The 19,045-nt window shown below is 64.5% G+C and carries 22 protein-coding genes; 13 read left to right on the forward strand and 9 right to left on the reverse strand.

What is annotated here, in order from left to right:
* Positions 1 to 7: 7 nt before the first annotated feature.
* Both RBA95_RS04300 and RBA95_RS04305 read right to left on the reverse strand, forming a co-directional pair.
* Positions 8 to 508, reverse strand: a complete 501-nt coding sequence (locus tag RBA95_RS04300; protein ID WP_306015579.1) for a hypothetical protein — start codon at positions 506 to 508, stop codon at positions 8 to 10.
* 69 nt (positions 509 to 577) lie between these two features.
* Complete coding sequence (locus tag RBA95_RS04305; protein WP_306015580.1) at positions 578 to 1,171, reverse strand: TlpA disulfide reductase family protein; 594 nt, start codon at positions 1,169 to 1,171, stop codon at positions 578 to 580.
* 56 nt (positions 1,172 to 1,227) lie between these two features.
* Here RBA95_RS04305 and argH point away from each other — a divergent pair, with 56 nt between their 5' ends.
* From argH to RBA95_RS04320, 3 genes are read left to right on the forward strand one after another with little or no spacing between them, the layout of a single operon-like run.
* Entirely contained in the window at positions 1,228 to 2,682 is a 1,455-nt protein-coding gene (argH, locus tag RBA95_RS04310) for an argininosuccinate lyase (RefSeq protein WP_306015581.1), read from the forward strand.
* Positions 2,679 to 2,876 (forward strand): lipoprotein, encoded by a 198-nt coding sequence (locus RBA95_RS04315; RefSeq protein ID WP_306015582.1) that lies wholly within the window; start codon positions 2,679 to 2,681, stop codon positions 2,874 to 2,876. The genes argH and RBA95_RS04315 overlap by 4 nt, the downstream gene beginning before the upstream one ends.
* Positions 2,877 to 2,923: 47 nt before the next feature.
* Positions 2,924 to 5,461 carry a DUF4175 domain-containing protein gene (locus tag RBA95_RS04320; protein WP_306015583.1) on the forward strand — a complete coding sequence of 846 codons (2,538 nt, stop codon included), beginning with the start codon at positions 2,924 to 2,926 and terminating at the stop codon, positions 5,459 to 5,461.
* Positions 5,462 to 5,464: 3 nt separating this feature from the next.
* On the opposite strand, the gene RBA95_RS04325 is transcribed toward RBA95_RS04320, so the two are convergent.
* Positions 5,465 to 6,298 carry a zinc-ribbon domain-containing protein gene (locus tag RBA95_RS04325; protein ID WP_306015584.1) on the reverse strand — a complete coding sequence of 278 codons (834 nt, stop codon included), beginning with the start codon at positions 6,296 to 6,298 and terminating at the stop codon, positions 5,465 to 5,467.
* A 68-nt stretch (positions 6,299 to 6,366) separates the two neighbouring features.
* Here RBA95_RS04325 and ftsE point away from each other — a divergent pair, with 68 nt between their 5' ends.
* From ftsE to RBA95_RS04350, 5 genes are read left to right on the forward strand one after another with little or no spacing between them, the layout of a single operon-like run.
* Positions 6,367 to 7,086, forward strand: a complete 720-nt coding sequence (gene ftsE, locus RBA95_RS04330) for a cell division ATP-binding protein FtsE (protein WP_306015585.1) — start codon at positions 6,367 to 6,369, stop codon at positions 7,084 to 7,086.
* Positions 7,083 to 7,985 (forward strand): ABC transporter permease, encoded by a 903-nt coding sequence (locus RBA95_RS04335; RefSeq protein ID WP_306015586.1) that lies wholly within the window; start codon positions 7,083 to 7,085, stop codon positions 7,983 to 7,985. The genes ftsE and RBA95_RS04335 overlap by 4 nt, the downstream gene beginning before the upstream one ends.
* Positions 7,982 to 8,551: a YdcF family protein gene (locus RBA95_RS04340; RefSeq protein ID WP_306015587.1), complete on the forward strand. Its 570-nt coding sequence runs from the start codon at positions 7,982 to 7,984 to the stop codon at positions 8,549 to 8,551. The genes RBA95_RS04335 and RBA95_RS04340 overlap by 4 nt, the downstream gene beginning before the upstream one ends.
* Positions 8,552 to 8,580: 29 nt before the next feature.
* On the forward strand, positions 8,581 to 9,312 hold the full coding sequence (locus RBA95_RS04345; protein WP_306015588.1) for a 1-acyl-sn-glycerol-3-phosphate acyltransferase: 732 nt from the start codon (positions 8,581 to 8,583) through the stop codon (positions 9,310 to 9,312).
* Positions 9,309 to 10,352 carry a DUF2125 domain-containing protein gene (locus RBA95_RS04350; protein WP_306015589.1) on the forward strand — a complete coding sequence of 348 codons (1,044 nt, stop codon included), beginning with the start codon at positions 9,309 to 9,311 and terminating at the stop codon, positions 10,350 to 10,352. The genes RBA95_RS04345 and RBA95_RS04350 overlap by 4 nt, the downstream gene beginning before the upstream one ends.
* Before the next feature lie 76 nt (positions 10,353 to 10,428).
* On the opposite strand, the gene hisC is transcribed toward RBA95_RS04350, so the two are convergent.
* Together hisC and RBA95_RS04360 are read right to left on the reverse strand one after the other, a co-directional pair.
* Positions 10,429 to 11,508 (reverse strand): histidinol-phosphate transaminase, encoded by a 1,080-nt coding sequence (gene hisC / locus RBA95_RS04355; RefSeq protein ID WP_306015590.1) that lies wholly within the window; start codon positions 11,506 to 11,508, stop codon positions 10,429 to 10,431.
* Complete coding sequence (locus tag RBA95_RS04360; RefSeq protein ID WP_306015591.1) at positions 11,505 to 12,290, reverse strand: methyltransferase domain-containing protein; 786 nt, start codon at positions 12,288 to 12,290, stop codon at positions 11,505 to 11,507. The genes hisC and RBA95_RS04360 overlap by 4 nt, the downstream gene beginning before the upstream one ends.
* Before the next feature lie 105 nt (positions 12,291 to 12,395).
* Between RBA95_RS04360 and gloB the strand changes: the two genes are divergently transcribed.
* The gene (gene gloB / locus RBA95_RS04365) at positions 12,396 to 13,163 is read left to right on the forward strand and encodes a hydroxyacylglutathione hydrolase (RefSeq protein WP_306015592.1); all 768 of its coding nucleotides are present in this window, start codon (positions 12,396 to 12,398) and stop codon (positions 13,161 to 13,163) included.
* Here gloB and RBA95_RS04370 read toward each other — a convergent pair whose 3' ends face one another.
* Positions 13,164 to 14,285: a hypothetical protein gene (locus RBA95_RS04370; RefSeq protein ID WP_306015593.1), complete on the reverse strand. Its 1,122-nt coding sequence runs from the start codon at positions 14,283 to 14,285 to the stop codon at positions 13,164 to 13,166.
* Between the two features lie 60 nt (positions 14,286 to 14,345).
* Here RBA95_RS04370 and RBA95_RS04375 point away from each other — a divergent pair, with 60 nt between their 5' ends.
* Entirely contained in the window at positions 14,346 to 14,798 is a 453-nt protein-coding gene (locus RBA95_RS04375) for a cupin domain-containing protein (RefSeq protein WP_306015594.1), read from the forward strand.
* A gap of 9 nt (positions 14,799 to 14,807) precedes the next feature.
* Here the strand turns inward: RBA95_RS04375 and RBA95_RS04380 are convergent, their stop codons facing one another.
* On the reverse strand, positions 14,808 to 15,542 hold the full coding sequence (locus RBA95_RS04380; RefSeq protein ID WP_306015595.1) for a DUF4908 domain-containing protein: 735 nt from the start codon (positions 15,540 to 15,542) through the stop codon (positions 14,808 to 14,810).
* A gap of 80 nt (positions 15,543 to 15,622) precedes the next feature.
* Positions 15,623 to 16,345, reverse strand: a complete 723-nt coding sequence (gene phbB, locus RBA95_RS04385; protein ID WP_306015596.1) for an acetoacetyl-CoA reductase — start codon at positions 16,343 to 16,345, stop codon at positions 15,623 to 15,625.
* A gap of 203 nt (positions 16,346 to 16,548) precedes the next feature.
* Between phbB and phaR the strand changes: the two genes are divergently transcribed.
* Positions 16,549 to 17,148 carry a polyhydroxyalkanoate synthesis repressor PhaR gene (gene phaR / locus RBA95_RS04390; RefSeq protein WP_306015597.1) on the forward strand — a complete coding sequence of 200 codons (600 nt, stop codon included), beginning with the start codon at positions 16,549 to 16,551 and terminating at the stop codon, positions 17,146 to 17,148.
* A 271-nt stretch (positions 17,149 to 17,419) separates the two neighbouring features.
* Positions 17,420 to 17,590, forward strand: coding sequence for a hypothetical protein (locus RBA95_RS04395; protein ID WP_306015598.1), 171 nt, complete (start codon positions 17,420 to 17,422; stop codon positions 17,588 to 17,590).
* Positions 17,591 to 17,692: 102 nt separating this feature from the next.
* Here RBA95_RS04395 and RBA95_RS04400 read toward each other — a convergent pair whose 3' ends face one another.
* Positions 17,693 to 18,301 (reverse strand): TetR/AcrR family transcriptional regulator, encoded by a 609-nt coding sequence (locus RBA95_RS04400; RefSeq protein WP_306015599.1) that lies wholly within the window; start codon positions 18,299 to 18,301, stop codon positions 17,693 to 17,695.
* A 154-nt stretch (positions 18,302 to 18,455) separates the two neighbouring features.
* Here RBA95_RS04400 and RBA95_RS04405 point away from each other — a divergent pair, with 154 nt between their 5' ends.
* Entirely contained in the window at positions 18,456 to 19,010 is a 555-nt protein-coding gene (locus RBA95_RS04405) for a carboxymuconolactone decarboxylase family protein (protein WP_306015600.1), read from the forward strand.
* The last annotated feature ends 35 nt before the right edge of the window (positions 19,011 to 19,045 follow it).

Raw genomic sequence — 19,045 nt, forward strand, 5'->3', positions numbered from 1 at the left:
TTTGTGGCTATTGCGCCTCGAACGCCCGCTCGACCGGCCAGTCCTCGGTTTCAGAGCGCCAGGCGAGACTGGCGACTTTCCAGACCCCGTCCTGACGCGCCAGGACGATGGTGTTCACGCCGGTGGCGAAGGTTTCGCCGGTATCTGCGCGGATCGCTTCATAAGCGCTCAGCACCGTCGCGAGCCCGCCATACACATGGGTCTGACGCCGGGTCTCGGCCTCGGTGAAGCCCATTTCGGACAGACGCCCGGCATTGCGGCTGACATAGTCTTCGATCGTGAGCGTCACGACGCGCTCCTCACCCTCTGGCATGGGCGCGAGGACGGTCATCTGCGCTCCATCCAGGAACATGGCGCGGAAGCGATCCCAATCACGCGCCTCGCCCACCGGGCCGGATATGACGTCATAAAGCGCCTCGACGGCCTCGCCCGGCGTTTCCTGCGCTATGGCGGGCGCAGACATGACAAAGGCGGCGATAGCAGCGCCGGCGACCCGCACGTGTTTCATGAAGGCATCCTCCCCAGACTGAAAGCCTGATTGGGAGGGCTTGGCGCGTCAAAAGCAAGTGAAGCCGCGTTAATACCGCTCCAGCGCCGCCTCGATCAGCGCATGGGCTTCGGGGCTGTCCCATTCGGCCTCACCGGCGACACGGCCGATTTCCTGGCCATTGCGGTCATACAGAATGGTCAGCGGCAGGCCGCGATTGGCGCTGCCCATGACGTTGAAGGCAATGCTCATGCCCGGATCGAAATAGAAGTTGAGATTGTCCAGCTCGCGCTCTTCAAAGAAGGCGAGCGGCTCCTCGATCCGGCGATCCATGGAGATGGTGACTACTTCGAACTCGTCCGAGCCATAGCGGCCTTCCAGCGCATTGAGATAGGGCATCTCCACCACGCAGGGGGCACACCAGGTGGCCCAGAAATTCACCAGCACGATCTTGCCGCGCTTGTCCGCCAGGGTCAGCTCCTCGCCCGTATCGGTCACCAGCGTGTTCTGGGGCTGCTCGGGCGGTTCGGGCACGGTGCGGAATTTCGACATTTCACCCACCGCGTAACTGTCGAGCGGGCCATGGGTGGAACTGACAAACGAACTGAAAATGACGTATAGGATGCCCAACGCGCCAATGCCGACGACCGTGATAATCCCTGTTTTCAATGTCGGCGTTTTCATTTCGACCTCTTTCCTGCCGGTTCATTCCGCGAACCTCGCCATAGGACGCATCGCCCATGACTGAAGATGTAAAATCCCAGAACGCTCAGGCCAGCGGAATATGGGGCGGCCGATTTAACGCCGGACCTTCCGCCGTGATGCAAGCCATCAATGCGTCTGTGGACGTGGATCAGCGACTTTTTGAACAGGATATCGCCGGCTCCCTCGCCCATGCGCGGATGTTGGCCGCCTGCGGGGTGATTTCAAGCGAGGATGAGCAGGCGATCACCTCCGGGCTGATCGCGATCCGCGATGACATCATTGCCGGCCAGTTCGAGTGGAAGCCCGAGCTTGAAGACGTGCACATGAATATCGAGGCTGCGCTGAAGGACAAGATCGGCGCGCCGGCCGGCCGTCTGCATACCGCCCGCTCACGCAATGACCAGGTCGCCACCGATTTCCGTCTCTGGCTGCGCGATGCGCTCGATGACGCGGCGAAGGGATTACGCGTCTATCAGCAAGCCCTGGTCAAACAGGCCGAGGCCCATGCCGACTGGGTCATGCCAGGCTTCACCCATTTGCAGACCGCCCAGCCGATTTCGCTGGGTCACCATCTTCTGTGCTGGGTCGAGGCCGCCGAACGGGATCGGGGTCGCCTGCTGGATGCGCGTGACCGTCTGAACGAATGCCCGCTGGGCGCGGCGGCCCTGGCGGGCACCGCCTTCCCGATCGACCGGACCATGACGGCGGACGCGCTCGGGTTTGACGTGCCCATGGCGAACTCCCTCGACGCCGTATCCTCGCGCGATTTCGCGCTGGAAGCGCTGGCCGCCGCCGCCATCACGGCGGTGAACCTGTCACGTTTCGCCGAAGAGGTCGTGTTGTGGACCTCGGGACGCTTCGGTTTCGCCCAGCTCACCGACGCCTTTTCCACCGGCAGCTCGATCATGCCGCAAAAGCGCAATCCGGACGCCGCCGAACTGGTGCGCGCCAAGCCGGGCCGGATTTCCGGCGCGCTGCAGGGCCTCATCATCGTCTGCAAGGGCCTGCCGCTCGCCTATTCCAAGGACATGCAGGAAGACAAGCAGATGGTCTTCGACGCCTTTGACGACCTGGCGCTGGCCGTGGCGGCCATGGCGGGCATGGCGTCCGATCTGAGCTTCAATCGTGACAAGCTCGAAGCGGCGGCGGGCGAGTCCTATTCCGACGCCACCGATCTCGCCGACTGGCTGGTGCGGGAGCTGAACATGCCGTTCCGCGACGCGCACCACGTGTCCGGCTCTGCGGTGAAGGCGGCCGAGGCCAAGGGCTTGCCGCTCAAGGACCTGCCGCTTGCCGATTTTCAGGCCATTGAGCCGAAGATCGACGACCGGGTCTTTACGGTGCTGTCCGCCCGCGCTTCGATGGAGAGCCGGACCAGCTATGGCGGCACCGCGCCGGTTCGCGTGCGTGAACAGGTGCAGGCCTGGACCGAGCATTTCGAGTTTGAAGCGGACCTGTTTGACGCTGATGCTGACGGAGAGACGGCATGAAAAAACTGACCCTCGCCTTTCTGGGCCTCGCCGCGGCGTTGGTTCTGTCCGGCTGCGGCATTCGCGGTGATCTGGAGCGCCCGCCGCCCTTCTGGGGGGCGGATGAACGCAGCAATGAAGAGCGCGCCCATGAGACCGAAGACGCCTCGGAAGAAGACGAGGCGGCGACCACTGCAAACGGTGAAACGCGCTAGGGCTTTCCCCCGTGCAAAGCCGGCTTTGAGCGTATAGCCTTCAAGCCATGCAACGCTCGCACGCCTTCTTCCGCGCACGCGCCGCGCTCTTGTGGGAGCGCGCCGCCCCCGTGCTGATCGGTCCGGCCGCCGGGCTGGGCCTGTATCTCATCCTGGCGCTGTTCGGCGTATTTGAACGTCTGGGCGATCCGTGGCGTCTGATGGCGCTCGCGCTCACACTGGGCGCCGGCGCCGCCTGGATCCGCTGGAAGCTGCCCGCCTTCAACGCGCCGAGCCAGACTGACATCGAGCGGCGCGTCGAAGACGATAGCGGGCTGAAGGATCGCCCCTTCGAGGCCCTGCGCGACATGCCCGCATCGGGCGATCCCCAGCTGTGGGCCGCCCATATCGACCGCATGAAGGCCCGGCTCTCTCGCGCCCGGGCGCGCCGCCCCAAGGCGGCCTGGGCCCGGCTCGATCCCTATGGCCTGCGCGCCAGCTTCGTGATTGTCATGCTCACCGGCGCCTTTCTGGCCGGCGAACTGGCCAGGCCGCGCCTGGGCGACGCATTCGCACCGCGGCTTCTGGCGGGCGGCGGACAGGATGCGCGTGTGGACCTCTGGGTGGAGGCGCCCGACTACACGGGCCGCCCCGCCCTCTTTCTGCGCGACCGGCGCAGCGCGGAAATCCCTGAAGGCTCAACGCTGTTCGCGCGCATCGCCGGGCTCAACCGCGCGCCCAGCATTTCCGGCGCGCCGTCCGAGACCGAAACCCTGTCCGAAGGCGTGCAGCTGGCCCGCATCACGCCCCAGTCCGATGGCGTGATCAGCCTTCGCGCCGGACGTTTGCGCGAAAGCGTGGACTTCACCCTGATCGGGGACACGCCGCCGCATCTCACTTTCGCGGCGGAACCTGAAGGCGACGCCCAGGGTCGGCTGATGCTCGAGTTTGTCGCCGAGGACGATTACGGGCTCGAGACCTTGTATCTCGAATACGCCGCCGCACCCGAGGATGAAAGCGAAACGGCGTCCGGGTTCGAGCGCTATGAAATCACGCCGGGTCAGATCCGTCCCAGCGAGGATGATGTGAAGCAGGCCGAGATTGACCTGTCGCGCAGCCCGCTGGCGGGCGAACGGGTCGTGATCCGCCTCGCCGGTGTGGATGGCGCCGGCCAGCGCGGGCAGAGCGGGGAGATGACGATCACCCTGCCCCAGCGCGTGTTCCTGGATCCGCTGGCCCGGTCGGTCGCCAGCGAACGCCGCCGTTTCCTGCAGGTTTCAGAGCGTTATGACGCGATGCCGGACGGGCCGCCGCGCGATAGCCCGTATCTTGATGACCAGCCGCGCCGCCGCCTGGAACGCGCGCCCGACGAGGTCCAGCGCCTGGCCATGGCGCTCAATGCGGTCAGCGATGCGCCCTCCGCCTATTTCGATGACGCCATTGTCTGGATGGGCTTGCGCACCGCACTGATGGAGGTGCGCCGGGCGCGCGAGCTTGATGAGCTGGGCCATATGGACAGCGATCTGTGGGATATCGCCCTGCGCGCGGAACTGGGCAGCCTGGCGGATGCCGAGGCGGCGCTCGCCGCCGCCGAACGCGCACTGGCCGATGCGCTGGCGCGGGGCGCGGACCAGATCGAGATTTCCGCCCTCATGGATGCGTTCGAGCAGGCCATGGACCGCTATATGCAACTCCTGATGCGTGAAGCGGCGGAAGCGGGCCGCTTCTCCGATGGCGGCGGGGGCGGCATGTCCGGCGACATGCTCGAGCAATTGCTCGAAGCCCTGCGCGAAGCCACCGAGCTGGGCGATACCGAAGGCTCGCGCCAGGCGCTCGCCATGCTGGCCGAACTTCTAAGAAATATGCAGGTGACCCTCGGACGGGGGGATGGCGAAGGCGACAGCGAGAGCCCCGCCGCCCAGGCCATGCGTGAAGCGCTCGAGGAGCTGAGCGACGCCATCAACGAGCAGCGCGGGCTGATGGAAGACACGTTCAACGCCCGGCGCGACCAGCAGAATGGGCAACAAGGCCAGTCCGGTCCCGATCCGCTGTCTGATCCGCTGGCGCCCGGCGAGCCGGAACGGGGCGGTCAGTCCCAGAACGGCGGCGAAAGCCAGGGTCCGCAGAGCTTCGAGCAACAGGACGGCGCGTCCGGCCGCGGCCTGCAGGACCTCGCCGAACCGCAGGAAGACCTGCCCGGCGGTCTGGGCGGTATTGAAGAGGCCATGCCGGGCAGCGGAACCGGTGAAGCGGCGCGGCAGGCGCTGGAAGACGCCCGGCGCGCCATGGAAGACGCGGCACGCGCCCTGCGTGAAGGCGATGGCGAAGACGCCCTGGCCCGTCAGGACGAAGCGCTGGCGGGGCTGCGCAGCGCGGCCCAGGCCGCCGCCGAAGCGCTGGAGGACGAGCTTGCCCAGGGTCAGAACGGCGAAGGGTCAGATCCGCTGGGGCGCAATGCCGGCGAAGGCCAGGACACCGAATTGCCCAGCGAAAGCGAGCGGCAACGCGCCCGGGACATCCTCGAAGAATTGCGTCGCCGAGCCGCCGAGCGGGGCCGGCCGCAAGAGGAACTCGACTATATTGATCGCCTGCTGGAGCGGTTCTAGGCGCTAGTGATACTCACTGGCGTGCGGCTCGGCATGATCGCCGCCATGCCCTGACGCCACCGGCTCAGCGTCGCCCGCCGCGTGATCACCATGATCGGTGCTGGCGTCATGCTCGACCGCCCCGGCTTCAGATGAAGCCGCACCGTCCTCTGCGATGATCACTTCCACGCGCACCGCGCCCTCGGGCACGGTTTCCAGCGTGGTGTAGAAACGCTCGGCGCCGCCCGCCTGCAGGCTGGCGGATTCCAGCGCCACCGGCCAGCTCTCGAGCACGGCGCCCTGGCTGTCGAGCACGCGGGCGTTCAGCGGCACGGTCGGGCGCTCGCCCCGCGTGATGTTCTCCAGCACGCCTTCCACATACAGACCGCCCTCTTCAAAGCTGGCGGTCAACATGCCGACCTCAAGGCCATAGGGATTGATGTCCATGCCCACAGCGGCATAGGCGCCCGCCGTACGCGGCCAGCTCTGGACGATATTGACGCGGAAGATCACCGCACCGATCAGCGCCACGGCGACACAGGCGGCGACGCCCGCCCAGCCGGCGCCTTCCACGGCCATGCGTTGTTTCTTGCGCTGCTGTTCGGCGCGTGCCCGCACGGCGGCGGCGGGCTTTTCACGAATGGAGGGCGCGGGTTCGGCCTCGGGCTGCGGCTCGGGCTCCGCGGCGCTCGAAGCCGGCTGAAAGGCGGGCTCAACCGGCTCGTTCAGGGTCAGCCCTTCATCTTCCACGACCCAGGAGTGCGCACAGGCGGCGCACTTCACTTTGTTGCCTCGGGCAGCCAGGGCATCGGCATCAACGCGATACTTCGCCTCGCAGCTGGGACAGGTCACGATCATGGACGGACGCCTCGCTTGTCCTGCATAGTCGACTTCGAATTCACGCCAAGCTGCGGTACGCCAGACCCATGAGCTCACACCCGAATGATCCGGCTCCAAGCGCGCCAGCCTTTGAAACGGCCGTGCGCTTTGATTCCGTGGGCATGCGCTATGGTCGGGGCCCGGAAGTGCTCAGCGACCTAAGCTTTGAGTTACCAAGCGGAAGTTTCCATTTCCTCACCGGACCGTCCGGAGCGGGAAAGTCTTCACTGCTGCGACTTATTTATCGCGCCGAACGCCCGTCCCGCGGGCTCATCAACCTGTTTGGCCGGGATGCGTCGCTTCTGCCGCGTGAGGCCCTGCCTGCCCTGCGTCGCCGGATCGGCGTTGTGTTTCAGGACTTTCGCCTGCTCGATCATCTGACCGTGTTTGACAATGTGGCCCTGCCCCTGCGCGTGGCGGGTCAGGCGCGGTCAAGCTATGCCGAGGATGTGGCCGAGCTGCTGACCTGGGTGGGGCTGGGCGAACGCATGGACGCCTTTCCGTCCACATTATCAGGTGGCGAGCAACAGCGCGCCGCCATTGCGCGGGCTGTGATTTCCAAGCCGGATCTGCTGATTGCGGACGAGCCGACGGGCAATGTGGACCCAGAGATGGCGCGCCGCCTGCTGCGTCTGTTTGTCGAGCTGAACCGTCTGGGCGCCACGATCCTGATGGCGACACACGACCTGACGCTGGTGAACAGTCTGAAGGCTCCGGTGCTGGAATTGTCCGAAGGCCGCCTTGTGGGACAGGCGCGGGTCGCATGAGCAAGAACTCTTCCAAATCCCAGCGCGTGGCGCCGCTTCTGCCTCCTGATTCGGGACGGGACCGCCCCCTGTTCGCTGTCGCCGCGATCCTGGTCTTTCTGGCTTGCCTGTCCGCGTTTGGAGCCGCCGGCGCCTGGCGCGCCGCAGATGGCTGGACCGATCAGCTCACCGCCGAAATCACGGTCCAGATCCTGCCCGGCGAAGACCGGGACGCCGATGCGGATGCCGTCGCTGCGGCTGAGGCCATTGCCCGCCTGCCCGGTGTGGAAGGTGTGACCGCTCTGGACCGGGCAGAGGCCGAGCGTCTGGTCAGTCCCTGGCTCGGCACGGCGGATCTGCCCGAGGATCTGCCGGTACCCCGGTTGGTGGCGGTTCAGGTCAATGCCGATAACCCGCCTGCATCCGGCGCCATCGAGGCGCTGTTGGCCGATGAGCCGTATGAAATCCTGGTGGACGATCACCAGCGGTGGGAAGATGCGGTCCAACGCGCCGCCAATGCCGTGCGTTATTTCGCGCTTGGGCTGGTTCTGTTGCTGACGATCGCGGCCGCCGCCGTGGTCGCCTTCGCCGCGCGCGCCTCCCTGGCCGCCCGGTGGGATGTGGCCGAAGCCCTGCATCTGGTCGGCGCGCAAGATCGCTACATCACCGGATTATTTCAGGAGCGCTTCTTCTTTCTGGGTCTCAAATCGGGTCTGACCGGCTCCGTCGCCGCCGCCCTCGCGGCCCTGGCACTGGCGCACGCTGGCGCAGCCTCGGGCGGCCTGTTCTTCGTGCCCACGCTGGAGCTGGGCTGGAGCGCGCTGGCGATCCCGCCTTTGGCGGCCTTGATTGCAGCGCTGATCGCGGCCCTCGCGGCCCGCACGGCGGTCTCCAGTGATCTGAAGGCGCGATGGTCATGAGCGGCGGACGGTTTCTCAGGCTAACCGCCTTCATTCTTCTGACCGCCTTTGTGGTAGGCTTTGCCTTGTTCGTGCGCCAGGCGCGCACCTTCACACCGGACCCGGCGGTTGCGGGACAGGCCATCGTAGTGCTGACAGGCGGCCCCAACCGGGTCAGCACTGCCGCAGCGTTGCTGGATGCCGGCAATGGCGGGCGTTTGCTGATCTCCGGCGTCAATCCCGACAGCCCGCCCGCCGATATCGCCGCCGCAGCCGGCGCTTCAGACGCGCTGTTTGACTGTTGCGTCGACTTCGGGCTTCAGGCCGCCGACACGATCGGCAATGCCGCCGAAACCGCCGCCTGGGCGCGCCAGCACCGCTATGAGCGGATCATCGTGGTGACCAGCGATTACCATATGCCGCGCGCGCTCTTGGAGCTGCAGGCGGCGATGCCGGACGTGCAGCTTGTGGCGTATGGCGTGCCCGCCCCCGCACCCTGGAGCGGCGGCCATGAAGCCCGGCGCTGGCTGGTCGAATACGTAAAATACGCTGCAGTGTATGGACGCGAACGCGTTCGCGCGCTTTAAGCCCCCTCTGAATGATCTGGGAGAAATCCGTGGCCGCGATCAGGTCTGCACTCTTTGTTGTCTGGATGTACGGGCTGATGGTGGTGATGGGGATTTTATGCGCCCCGTTCCTGCTGGGCCCGCGAAGCGGCGTGAAAGGCTGCATGCGGGTCTATCTCGCCCTGGTGTTCGGCGGGCTGCGCTTCATCTGCGGCATTCGCTATGAAGTGCGCGGCCGCGAGCATCTGCCGAAAGGCGGGGCGCTGGTCGCATCCAAGCACCAGTCCATGTTCGAGACGCTGGCCTTCTGGTCGATCCTGGATGATCCCGCGATCATCCTGAAAAAGGAGCTGTCCTATCTGCCCTTTTTCGGCTGGTACGCCATGAAGCTGAAAAACATCAAGGTCGACCGCTCCGCCGGCGCCAAAGCCTTGCGGGACATGCTCAAACAGGCCAGCCAGCGCGCCGAGGAAGGCCGTCAGGTGGTGATCTTCCCCCAGGGCACACGCCTGGAACCCGGTGCAAGCGACACCTACAAACCCGGCGTTCTGGGGCTATACAAGGCCATGAAGACCCCGTGCGTCCCTGTGGCGCTCAACTCCGGGCTCTACTGGCCGCCCCATGGCTTTGTCCGCAAGCCCGGCGTGATCATTGTCGAGTTCCTGCCCGCGATCGAACCGGGCCTGACCAAGGACGCCTTCATGGCTGAACTCCAGACCCGGATCGAAACCGCATCGGACGCCTTGCTTGAGGCCTCACCCCAGAACGGAAAAGCGGCATGACCTCTCAATCGGAGACCCAGACCTCGCGCTCCCGGCTCGGCCTCTATCTGCCGTTCGGCGCCCTCGCGCTGGCGGTGGTGCTGCACGCGATCTACTGGGTCGTGATGTCAGGCCAGATCAAGACCGCCGCCGAGGACTGGATCGACGACAAGGTCGAGGCGGGATACGTGATCGACTATGCCGCCATGAAGGTGCGTGGTTATCCATTCCGCTTCACCATTCATCTCAGCGAAGCCGAGGTCAGCGCGCCTATCACCGATGGCGGGTGGCGGATCAGCATGGACACCACCGCCGCCAGCGCCCAGTTCTACAATCTCGAACACTGGATCGTCACACTGGGGCAGAACGCGGTTCTGGATACCCGGATCGACGGCGAACGCTCGCAATACGCCCTGACCAGCGAGAAAGCCCGATTCAGCCTGGTCACACGCAATGGCGTCACCAGTCAGATCGGGGCGGAAGTGAACGAACTGTCCATCGCCGCCCTGTCCGGCCCGGCGCCCCTGATCGGCTCGGTCGAGCGGTTCGCCATGAATGGCCGCATGTCCGACACGGGGGACTTCCTGAGCGGTTTCGAGGTCGAGGGCGCGCGCTTTGACGACAGCCAGCTCGATAACCCGCTGCAGTCCGCGTTTGGCGACACCATTGACCTGATACGCCTCGATAGCGCCCTGACCGCGTTTGACACCTTGTCGCTCGCGGGGGATCCGCTGGCGTGGGCGCGCGCCGGCGGCGTCCTGAATATCCGTCAGACCCAGCTTAGCTGGGGACCGGCCGCCCTCACCGGTTCGGGCGAGGTGACCCTTGATCGTGAAATCCGCCCGGCGGGCCGACTCAGCGTTGTGGTTTCGGATCCCGAAAGCCTCATCTCGGCGCTGGAAGAAGCCCGACTGGTCTATGACGAACAGGGCGCCGCGCTGCGCCTGGCCGCCATGATGGCGCCGCGCCGGGACGAAGGCATCGCCCTGCCCTTCCTGATGCAAAACGGCGGCCTTTTCCTGGGCCCGGCCCGGATCGGGGATATCGCCGCGCTCGATTAAGCCCGCCAGATCCGAATGCAAAAAGCCCCGGACGAGGCCTCGTCCGGGGCTTTCGTTTGAGCGGTCAGCGAGCGGGCTACGCCTTGGCGAAGGCTTCCATCGCCTCGACGACAGCCCGGTTATGCTCTTCCAGGCCCACGGAGATCCGCAGCGCATTGGGCAGGCCGTAAGGCTGCACGCCGCGCACGATCAGACCCCGTTCGGCCAGGAACTTGTTCGCGTCATCTGCGGTCTTGCCCGGCGTTTCGGGGAAGTGCACCAGAACGAAGTTGCACACTGACGGCGTCACGTCATAGCCGAGCCCGCCCAATTGCTGGGTCAGGAAGGCGAGCGCCTGGTCATTGTGCTCCTTGGACTTCTTCAGGAAATCGCGGTCCTGGATCGCGGCCACCCCGGCCTCGATGGCGGGCAGGTTCACATTGAACGGGCCACGCACCCGGTGGATCACGTCCACGATCTCCTTGCGGCCATACATCCAGCCCAGACGCAGACCGGCCAGACCGTGAATTTTCGAGAAGGTGCGCGTCACGACCACATTGTCGTACTCGTTCACCAGCGCCAGCGGATCTTCATAGTCCGGCGCGTCGACAAACTCGCCATAGGCGCAGTCGATCACCAAGAGGGTGTCATCGGGCAGGCCGTCGCGCAGACGGCGGATCTCAGAGCCGGGGATCCAGGTGCCGGTCGGATTGTTCGGATTGGCGAGGAAGACGATCTTGGCGTCATCGCCCGCCGTCTCGATCAACGCATCCACATCCGCGGTATAGTTCTTCTCCGGTGCGGACACGATCTCGGCGCCCGACTGCATGGCCACCAGACGATAGACCAGGAAGCCGTACTGGCTCTGCACCACCTTGTCGCCCGGCGCGAGATAGGCCTTGCCGATCAGCTGGAGCAGCTCGTCAGACCCTGCGCCGCAGACGATCTGGTCCGCCTTGATGTTTTCCATCTTCGCGATGGCGTCGCGCAGCTCGGTCGCGCCGCCATCGGGATAGATGTGAAGCGAGCTGGCCGACGCCTTGAACGCGTCCGCCGCCTTGGGGCTGCAGCCCAGCGCGTTTTCGTTGGAGGACAGCTTCACCGCACCCTCGGGGGCGGCAGCGCCCGGCACATAGGGTTTGATGTCGAGAAGACCGGGACGGGGTTGGAGCGTCATGGTGCGCCTTTCTGCTCATCTTCATGCGGCATGCGATCTGACCGAGGAGATAGCGCGGGCCTTGTCACGCCTTCAAGCGCCTTTCTGCGCACGCGCTGCGTCGCGCCCCCGGCGCGCACCGCCCCCACATGCTTCACCGCCTCGCTCAGGATCAACCCGCCGAAGGCCGGCCAGAGCCTCTCGCCGGCTGATTCAAACGCGCGCGCCGTCTTCGGACCGCAGGTGAAACGCCAGGGCGGCGTGAACAGGGCGCGCGACCAGGCCACCGGTTCAAACAGGGCGTCGCTCATCAATCCCGTGAGCTGGCTGCGAGTGAAGGGACGGCCATGACCGAAAGGCGTGGAATCGGCGCGGGACCATAAACCCGTCCGGTGCGCCGCAATGACCAGCAAACGCCCCTCCGGCGCCATGACGCGCCAGACCTCGCGCAAAAGGCGGGCGGGATCCGACGCCTCTTCCAGCGCATGCACCAGGATCACCCGGTCAAACAGAGCCTCCTTGAACGCAAAGCGCTGCTCATCGCCCAGCAGGGTCAGACCGCCCCGGCCCACGCCCTGGGCCGGCCAGGGCACGGCGCCCTGGGCGCCCGGCATGAAGGCGATCGTGCGCCGGGCCTGGCCCCGAAACGGCTCAAGGTAAGGCGGCGCATAACCGAACCCCAGCATGTCGAGCCCGTCCACATTCGGCCAGAGCGCCTGAATGCGTCTTTGCACCATGTCCCGCGCAGCGCGCCCGGGCGGGGTGCGGTAGAAACGGGCGATATCAAGCGCGTCGGTTCGCATCAGTCAGCTCATGGCAAGCGGGTCGAGCCCCATGCTAGGCTCTTGCTCTGATAAGGGTAAGACCCAACGCCCCTTCAAGGGGTTTCACATCTGGGAGGCGGCGTCATGGCGCTTGAAATCCGGCAGTTCCCCTGTCTTCAGGACAATTACGGCTTTCTGATCCGCTGTTCGGAAACCGGCGAAACCGCCTGTATCGACACCCCCGAAGCCGAGGTGATCCTGGAGGAGGCGCAGACGCTGGGCTGGCCGGTCAACGCCATCTGGAACACGCACCATCACTGGGACCATGCCGGCGGCAACGAGACCATCCGCCAGGCCACCGGCGCACGTATCATCGCCCCCCGGGCTGAAGCCGCCACGATCGGTCATGTGGACCAACCCGTCGCGGCCGGCGACACGGTGCAACTGGGCCAGCTCACCGCACAGGTCATCGATGTGGGCGGGCATACGCTGGGCCATGTGGCCTACTGGTTCGAAGAGGCGAATGTCGCCTTTGTCGGCGACAGCCTGTTCGCTCTGGGCTGCGGGCGCATGTTCGAGGGCACGCCCGAACAGATGCAGGCCGGGCTCGCGCGCTTGCGCGACCTGCCGCCTGAGACCGTGATCTATTGCGCGCATGAATACACCCAGGCCAATGCGCGGTTCGCGTTGAGCGTGGATCCGGACAACCCTGCGCTTCAAAGCTATGCGCGGCGCGTGGAGGCGTTGCGCGCCGAGGACAAGCCGACCGTTCCCACCGTTCTGGCGGCGGAATGCGAGGCCAATCCCTTCCTGCGTTGGGATGATGCGGGTCTGAGGGAGCGCCTGGGCCTTCAGGCCGCAAGCCACGCCGAGGTCTTCGCCGAACTGCGCCGGCGCAAGGATATGTTCTGATCAGGCCGCCTTGCGGGCCTCTTCAAACCCCAGAACACTGTCATAGTCGAGCAGCAGGGCCCGCGCCTCGGCGACCGGCAGCTCCTTCGCCTTGCGATCGCCTTGCCAGAAGCGCCAGGACGCACAGACGTGCTGGAGGCGGCTGATATCGTCGCCCATCTCCACGAACAGCTCCGGCGCCGCGTTCAGGAAGGACGACAGCGCCCCGCCATCGCCATGGTTCAGGAAGCGGGCGAACTGGTCATGGTATTGCTGAAGCTTGGACTGCACACGCGCCCAGCGCTGACGCGCTTCGGCCGAGACGCCGCCCACCAGCTGGCGGAAATCGTCGCGCTCATCCGCGGGAAGCTGACCGAGATTGAGCTCGTTGACCGCCCCCAGGAACGCACTCATATCCTGGCCGCACGCCCCGGCGCGCCAGCAATAATACAGCGTGCCCTTCCAGCCATTCATGCTCAGGCGATACTGATCGGGCGTCATGTTCAGCGCGCTGCGCAACACGTCCAGCTTTTCGGATTCATGATCCTCGAACAGGGTGTTCGCCAGGCGCTTGGCCTGCATCAGCGAACCATCCTGGGCCGAGTTCAGCGCCCGGCGCACCAGAAGATTGATCTGACCGGCGACAAACTCGCTGATCTGGGACACTTCGTTTGCGCTCATCTGGAAATAGACATCCGAGACCTTGCGCTTGGACCGGCGGAAATGGTCGTAGAGCAGGTAAGGATCAAAGGACGGCAGGGCGCACAGCTCGCGCAAGCGAGTGATATCGTCACGGAAGCGCGGCAGGGTCTTGGCGACCCCCAGATGCGTGCTCAGCTTCTCGGCTAGCCCCGGATCCTCGACGAAAATGCTGTGTCCGCCCGAATCGAGGTTCGTCTCCGACATCGGAATGATGATTTTGGTCGCGGAAATGCGCGCGCCACCCACCTGCTCGCGCTCCCAGGGGCGCAAGGTGTGTTTCACAATGAAGCTGGTGTTGAGCCGTTTGGTGTTGAACATGGAGGTCTTGCTCGTCAGGCCCAACGCTCCGGCACGCTCATTGATCGACAGCAAATCGAGCACACGGCTTGTCGAGCCGCCTGATTTGAGCAATTTCAGTTTACCGAAAGTGTTCTGGGCCATGGACCTATGCCTGTTCTGTTCTGAGAATGCTTTGCAAGATTCGGACCAAGAGGAGCGTGCATGACCCTGTCAGGCGATCTGGGCGTCAACGAAATCATCCGGATGCTGGACATGGCTCCGCATCCTGAAGGCGGACACTATGTGGAGACCTATCGCGACGCGCCCGGACCGGATGGTCGCGCACGGTTTACGGCGATCTATTTCCTGCTGGCGGCCGACGAGGTGTCACATTGGCACAAGGTGGACGCCGCCGAGACCTGGCTGTGGCAAGCCGGCGCGCCCTTGTCGATCAGCTGGAGTAAGGATGGGAAGACCGCTCACAATCAGCGACTCGGCCCCAATCTGCGCGCAGGCGAGCGGCCCCAGAAGGTCATCCCCGCCCATGCCTGGCAGACGGCGGAAACCCTGGGGGCCTGGACCCTGGTGAGCTGTCTCGTGGCGCCGGGATTTGAATTTGAAGGGTTCGAGCTGGCGCCCCAGCACTGGCGCCCCGGTCCGGACGGCGCTGCCTGATTGCGCGTGTCAGCGCTGGATATGGCTTTCAAAGCTGCGCCGGACCAGCGCCGAGCTGGGACGACCGCCATATCCCATTGACGGTGTGATCGACACATCGAGCACCTGACCGTCATAGCTGACATTCGGGGCTTCCCCCACGCCCAGCCTGACCACCTCGAGCTCGCGGACCGCGCGACGCGGCGCCAGGTCCGCGCCCCGGCGCACCATGCGCATGGCGTCGGCCATATAGGCATTGCTATCAGGGTCCAGCGACGTCAGTTCGGCGAGGACCTCATTGCGGGAAATCTGCGCCAGCGCGTGCGCCATGTCGGACGCCTCCCGCTCCAGCGCCTCGCCATCCATGGGTTCAGCGACCAGGGGCTCGGCCTGACCGACCGGCTCCACGATCACGCCATCGGGACGGTCGGTGGGAAAATAGGTCCAGCCGCCCAGATTGGACTGGCGCAGCAACATGCGACCGGTATCGGTGATCCAGATCTCGCCTCCGCCGGCGGCGCGCACCTGATGGACGGCCATGATCTCGTCATCGTCATCGGATCGGATGAGGGGCATTGCGGCGGAGCGATCAAATGTGAAGCCGCCACGACCATCAGCGCGCTCGTACCAGAGCGAGCGCTCGACGGTTTGGACCTCCTGTCCCAGCATGCGCCGGAACGGGTTGCTCTGTGCGACGCCTTCCGCCGTTCCGAGCGCCCAGAAACCGGCGCTGAATACGAGAAGGGCAAGTATTCCACGTTTCATGAAGCCATAGTGTAAACCGCTTCACGGCGATTTCGAGGCGCAAGCGCGGCGGCTCTGCGGTCAGCCGCGCCCTGTGTCTATCAGGTCATATACTGACCGCCATTCGCGGTGAGCGTCGCGCCGTTGATGAACCCGGCATCGTCAGACGCCAGAAAGACCACACATCGCGCGATCTCCTCGGCCTCGCCCAACCGGCCGGCCGGTATTGTGGAGATGATCTGGTTGCGGACCTCTTCAGGCACCGCCATCACCATCTCCGTCGCCACATAGCCCGGGCAAATCGCATTGACCGTAATGCCCTTGCGCGCGCCTTCCTGGGCCAGCGCCTTGGTGAACCCCAGATCGCCCGCCTTCGACGCGGAATAGTTGACCTGGGCGAACTGGCCTTTTTGCCCGTTGATCGAGGAAATGGTGATCACCCGGCCAAAGCCGCGATCGCGCATGCCCGGCCACAGCGGATGGGTCATGTTGAAGACGCCGTTGAGATTGGTCTCGATCACTTCGCGCCATTGCGCGGGGTCCATCTTGTGAAACGGGGCGTCGCGGGTGATGCCCGCATTGTTGACCAGGACATCGACAGGGCCGAGCGCCTCTTCAACCTGGCGGAGGCCTTCCGCGCATGCGTCATAACTGGCGACAGACCATTTGAATGCGGGGATGCCGGTCTCTTCGGTGAACTGGGCGGCGACCGATTCATTGCCGCAATAGTTCGCGCCCACGGCGTATCCAGCGTTTTTCAAGGCGATTGAAATTGCACGCCCAATTCCACGAGTTCCGCCTGTCACCAAAGCTGTCCGCCGCATTTCGATTTCCCCTTTGTCCTTCGGGCCAAACTCGGGTTATGCTGCGCAGCATAACAATATGGCGCTTGCAGCAATCACGACGTGAGCGCCAGACTTCGAGCCTCCGCGCCGCACTTGATTAATGACGTTGATTTGCAGCGGAGTCGAGCCGGTTGTTCGAGAGAGTTCGAAGCAAGAGACAGGGACCGCAGGGAGGACAACGCGTGACCGATTCCAAGACGTCAGACATCGTGACCATCAAGAAATACGCGAACCGTCGGTTATACGACACGTCCGCCAGCCGCTATGTGACGCTTGATCATTTGCGCGAGCTGGTCCGCGAAGGACGCGACTTCAAGGTGATCGACGCCAAGTCCGGCGATGATCTGACGCGGGGCGTTCTGGCCCAGATCATCTTCGAGGAGGAATCCAAGGGTGAGACACTGCTTCCGGTGGAGTTCCTGCGCCAGCTGATCTCCTTTTACGGCGACTCCATGCAATCGATGGTGCCGAGCTATCTGTCGATGTCGATGGAAACCTTCGCGCGTCAGCACCAGGCGATGCGCGACAAGATGGCGGGCGCGATGGGCGAAGCCATGGGCGGCAATTCCATGGCCATGCTCGAAGAGCAGACCAAACGCAACATGGCCATGTTCCAGCAGGCCATGTCCATGTTCACCCCTTTCTCCACGGGCGCAGCCATGGGCGACATGCCCGGCGCCCCCTCCCAGGAATCCTCTGGCAAGTCGGACGATGTTCAGGCCCTGCGCGCCGAACTCGACGCCATGCGCCAGAAACTCGACCAGCTGGCCTCCAAGGAGTGAGGCGTCCCGTTCTGGCACGCAAGAACGGTTAATGACGCGTTTAGAGACGTAAACGAAGCGTTAAACCTGGCCTGGACCTTGCTCGGTTCAGGCCATGTTTGTTTCTGGTCCCAACGCTCCGCGACGTCTCGCCCTGCCCGCACCGGCTCAATCCCGGTCCGTTCAGGTGCAACCGACACACAGCCCTCAGGACCGGCGCGAGGAGCGCCGAGGGGCTTCCGGTACGGAACGACGCGGGCGGCGCCGGACCGACAGGCCGGCAGAGCCGGCCGTGGACCGGGCGACCAGCGCCTCTGGCGTTCAGCTTCAAGCGGACTTTCCCAATCCGCGTCGCGGACTGCGGGCGGACGCCAGCGAACGCGCCCGCTATGCCCGCGCCTATGACAATGCCCAATCGCTCAGCCAGCCCGGGCCGGGACGGTCCTGGGAGCGCTCGGCATGAGCACGCTGTTTTCCCTCAAGGACATCCAGCATCGCTTCAGCCCTGTCTGGGACGGAGGCTGGGTGCTGGCGTTTCTGTTCGTGATGATCTGAAGCCGGGCCGTTACTGGTCAGGCGTCTGCCTCAAGGCCAGGACATCCTGGGCCTTGCGGTTCGCCAGCCAGGACGTTGTGATCGCGCCCCCTGTCTGCTGGGCCTCGATTCGGATCGCCGTGATATCGGCTTGCAGATTGACGGCCAGATGGGCCGGATCATGATCGGATGACAGCTCCCCCTGCGCCTGGGCCTTGCGAAAACACGCTTCGAACGCAGATCGCATATTGGCCAGATAGGCTTGCGCCCGCTCGCGCAGCTCAGGCTCATCATCGGTGGCGTCCAGCGCGGTCTTGACCAGCATGCAGACGCGAACAGGGGTTTCTGACGCCAGATGCTCCTTGCCGAACGCGCGCAGATAGTCCGCCAGCGCATCCAGGACTGAGGGCGCCGCTTCCATGCGCACTTCCAGATCCGCCACAGCGTCCTGAAAATAGCGCTCCAGACAGTTCAGATACAAAGCGTGCTTGCTCTTGAACGCGGCGTAGATGCTGCCGGGTTTCATGTTGAGCGCGGCTTCGAGATCTTTGAGCGAGGTTGCGTGATAGCCCTTGCGCCAGAACAGGTCCTGCGCGGCTTTCAAGGCGTCATCGCGATTGTATGGCGTCGCACGCTGCATCAGCTTTGCCCCTTTTGAAGCGAGATTACCCGATACCGCCCGACGAAGAAAAGCTCACATTTGAGTGATTGCTCAAAAGAATCATTGAGTGATCACTCAAAGGCTCTTAGGTGTGACCCCTCCGGCCAGCCGGCCACAGCGAAAGGATCACACCATGACCGAGTTCACCCTGCACACCGAAGAGACAGCCCCGGACGCCGCCAAGCCGCTGCTTGGCAACTCCAAAAAGGCGTTCGGCATGGTGCCGAACCTTCACGCCGTCATGGCGGAATCCCCCGAGCTGCTGGAAGCCTATCAGCGCGTGCATGAGCTGTTTCAGAACAGCAGCTTCAACGCCGAGGAGCTGACCGTGGTCTGGCAGACGGTCAATGTGGAGAACAATTGCCATTATTGCGTTCCCGCCCATACCGGCATCGCCAAGTCCATGAAGGTGGATGACGCCATCACCGATGCGCTGCGCGATGAAACGCCCCTGCCCGACGCCCGCCTGGAAGCGCTGCGCACCTTCACCCTCAAGCTGGTGCGTCAGCATGGCGATTTGTCCGATGACGACATCCAGAGCTTCCTGGATGCGGGTTTCACCCAACGCCACGTGCTGGATGTGATCCTGGGCTACAGCCAGAAGGTCATGTCCAACTTCACCAACCATGTCGCCCACACCGAGGTGGACGCCCCGTTCCAGAAATTCGCCTGGACGCGCCAGTCCTGATCACAGGCGGATCGGAAACGAAAACGGCCGGCTCG

The organism is Oceanicaulis sp. MMSF_3324 (assembly GCF_030733545.1).
GTDB lineage: Bacteria > Pseudomonadota > Alphaproteobacteria > Caulobacterales > Maricaulaceae > Oceanicaulis.

What these genes read in the sequence shown, in the direction of transcription:
- RBA95_RS04375 (WP_306015594.1), top strand. Translation starts at nt 14,346, where the DNA reads ATGACCCTGTCAGGCGATCTGGGCGTCAACGAAATCATCCGGATGCTG.
- RBA95_RS04350 (WP_306015589.1), top strand. Translation starts at nt 9,309, where the DNA reads ATGACCTCTCAATCGGAGACCCAGACCTCGCGCTCCCGGCTCGGCCTC.
- RBA95_RS04370 (WP_306015593.1), bottom strand. Translation starts at nt 14,285, where the DNA reads ATGGCCCAGAACACTTTCGGTAAACTGAAATTGCTCAAATCAGGCGGC.
- RBA95_RS04380 (WP_306015595.1), bottom strand. Translation starts at nt 15,542, where the DNA reads ATGAAACGTGGAATACTTGCCCTTCTCGTATTCAGCGCCGGTTTCTGG.
- RBA95_RS04340 (WP_306015587.1), top strand. Translation starts at nt 7,982, where the DNA reads ATGAGCGGCGGACGGTTTCTCAGGCTAACCGCCTTCATTCTTCTGACC.
- RBA95_RS04405 (WP_306015600.1), top strand. Translation starts at nt 18,456, where the DNA reads ATGACCGAGTTCACCCTGCACACCGAAGAGACAGCCCCGGACGCCGCC.
- phbB (WP_306015596.1), bottom strand. Translation starts at nt 16,345, where the DNA reads ATGCGGCGGACAGCTTTGGTGACAGGCGGAACTCGTGGAATTGGGCGT.
- RBA95_RS04325 (WP_306015584.1), bottom strand. Translation starts at nt 6,298, where the DNA reads ATGATCGTGACCTGTCCCAGCTGCGAGGCGAAGTATCGCGTTGATGCC.
- RBA95_RS04305 (WP_306015580.1), bottom strand. Translation starts at nt 1,171, where the DNA reads ATGAAAACGCCGACATTGAAAACAGGGATTATCACGGTCGTCGGCATT.
- RBA95_RS04360 (WP_306015591.1), bottom strand. Translation starts at nt 12,290, where the DNA reads ATGCGAACCGACGCGCTTGATATCGCCCGTTTCTACCGCACCCCGCCC.
- RBA95_RS04300 (WP_306015579.1), bottom strand. Translation starts at nt 508, where the DNA reads ATGAAACACGTGCGGGTCGCCGGCGCTGCTATCGCCGCCTTTGTCATG.
- RBA95_RS04400 (WP_306015599.1), bottom strand. Translation starts at nt 18,301, where the DNA reads ATGCAGCGTGCGACGCCATACAATCGCGATGACGCCTTGAAAGCCGCG.
- RBA95_RS04335 (WP_306015586.1), top strand. Translation starts at nt 7,083, where the DNA reads ATGAGCAAGAACTCTTCCAAATCCCAGCGCGTGGCGCCGCTTCTGCCT.
- gloB (WP_306015592.1), top strand. Translation starts at nt 12,396, where the DNA reads ATGGCGCTTGAAATCCGGCAGTTCCCCTGTCTTCAGGACAATTACGGC.
- ftsE (WP_306015585.1), top strand. Translation starts at nt 6,367, where the DNA reads ATGAGCTCACACCCGAATGATCCGGCTCCAAGCGCGCCAGCCTTTGAA.
- RBA95_RS04320 (WP_306015583.1), top strand. Translation starts at nt 2,924, where the DNA reads ATGCAACGCTCGCACGCCTTCTTCCGCGCACGCGCCGCGCTCTTGTGG.
- argH (WP_306015581.1), top strand. Translation starts at nt 1,228, where the DNA reads ATGACTGAAGATGTAAAATCCCAGAACGCTCAGGCCAGCGGAATATGG.
- RBA95_RS04315 (WP_306015582.1), top strand. Translation starts at nt 2,679, where the DNA reads ATGAAAAAACTGACCCTCGCCTTTCTGGGCCTCGCCGCGGCGTTGGTT.
- hisC (WP_306015590.1), bottom strand. Translation starts at nt 11,508, where the DNA reads ATGACGCTCCAACCCCGTCCCGGTCTTCTCGACATCAAACCCTATGTG.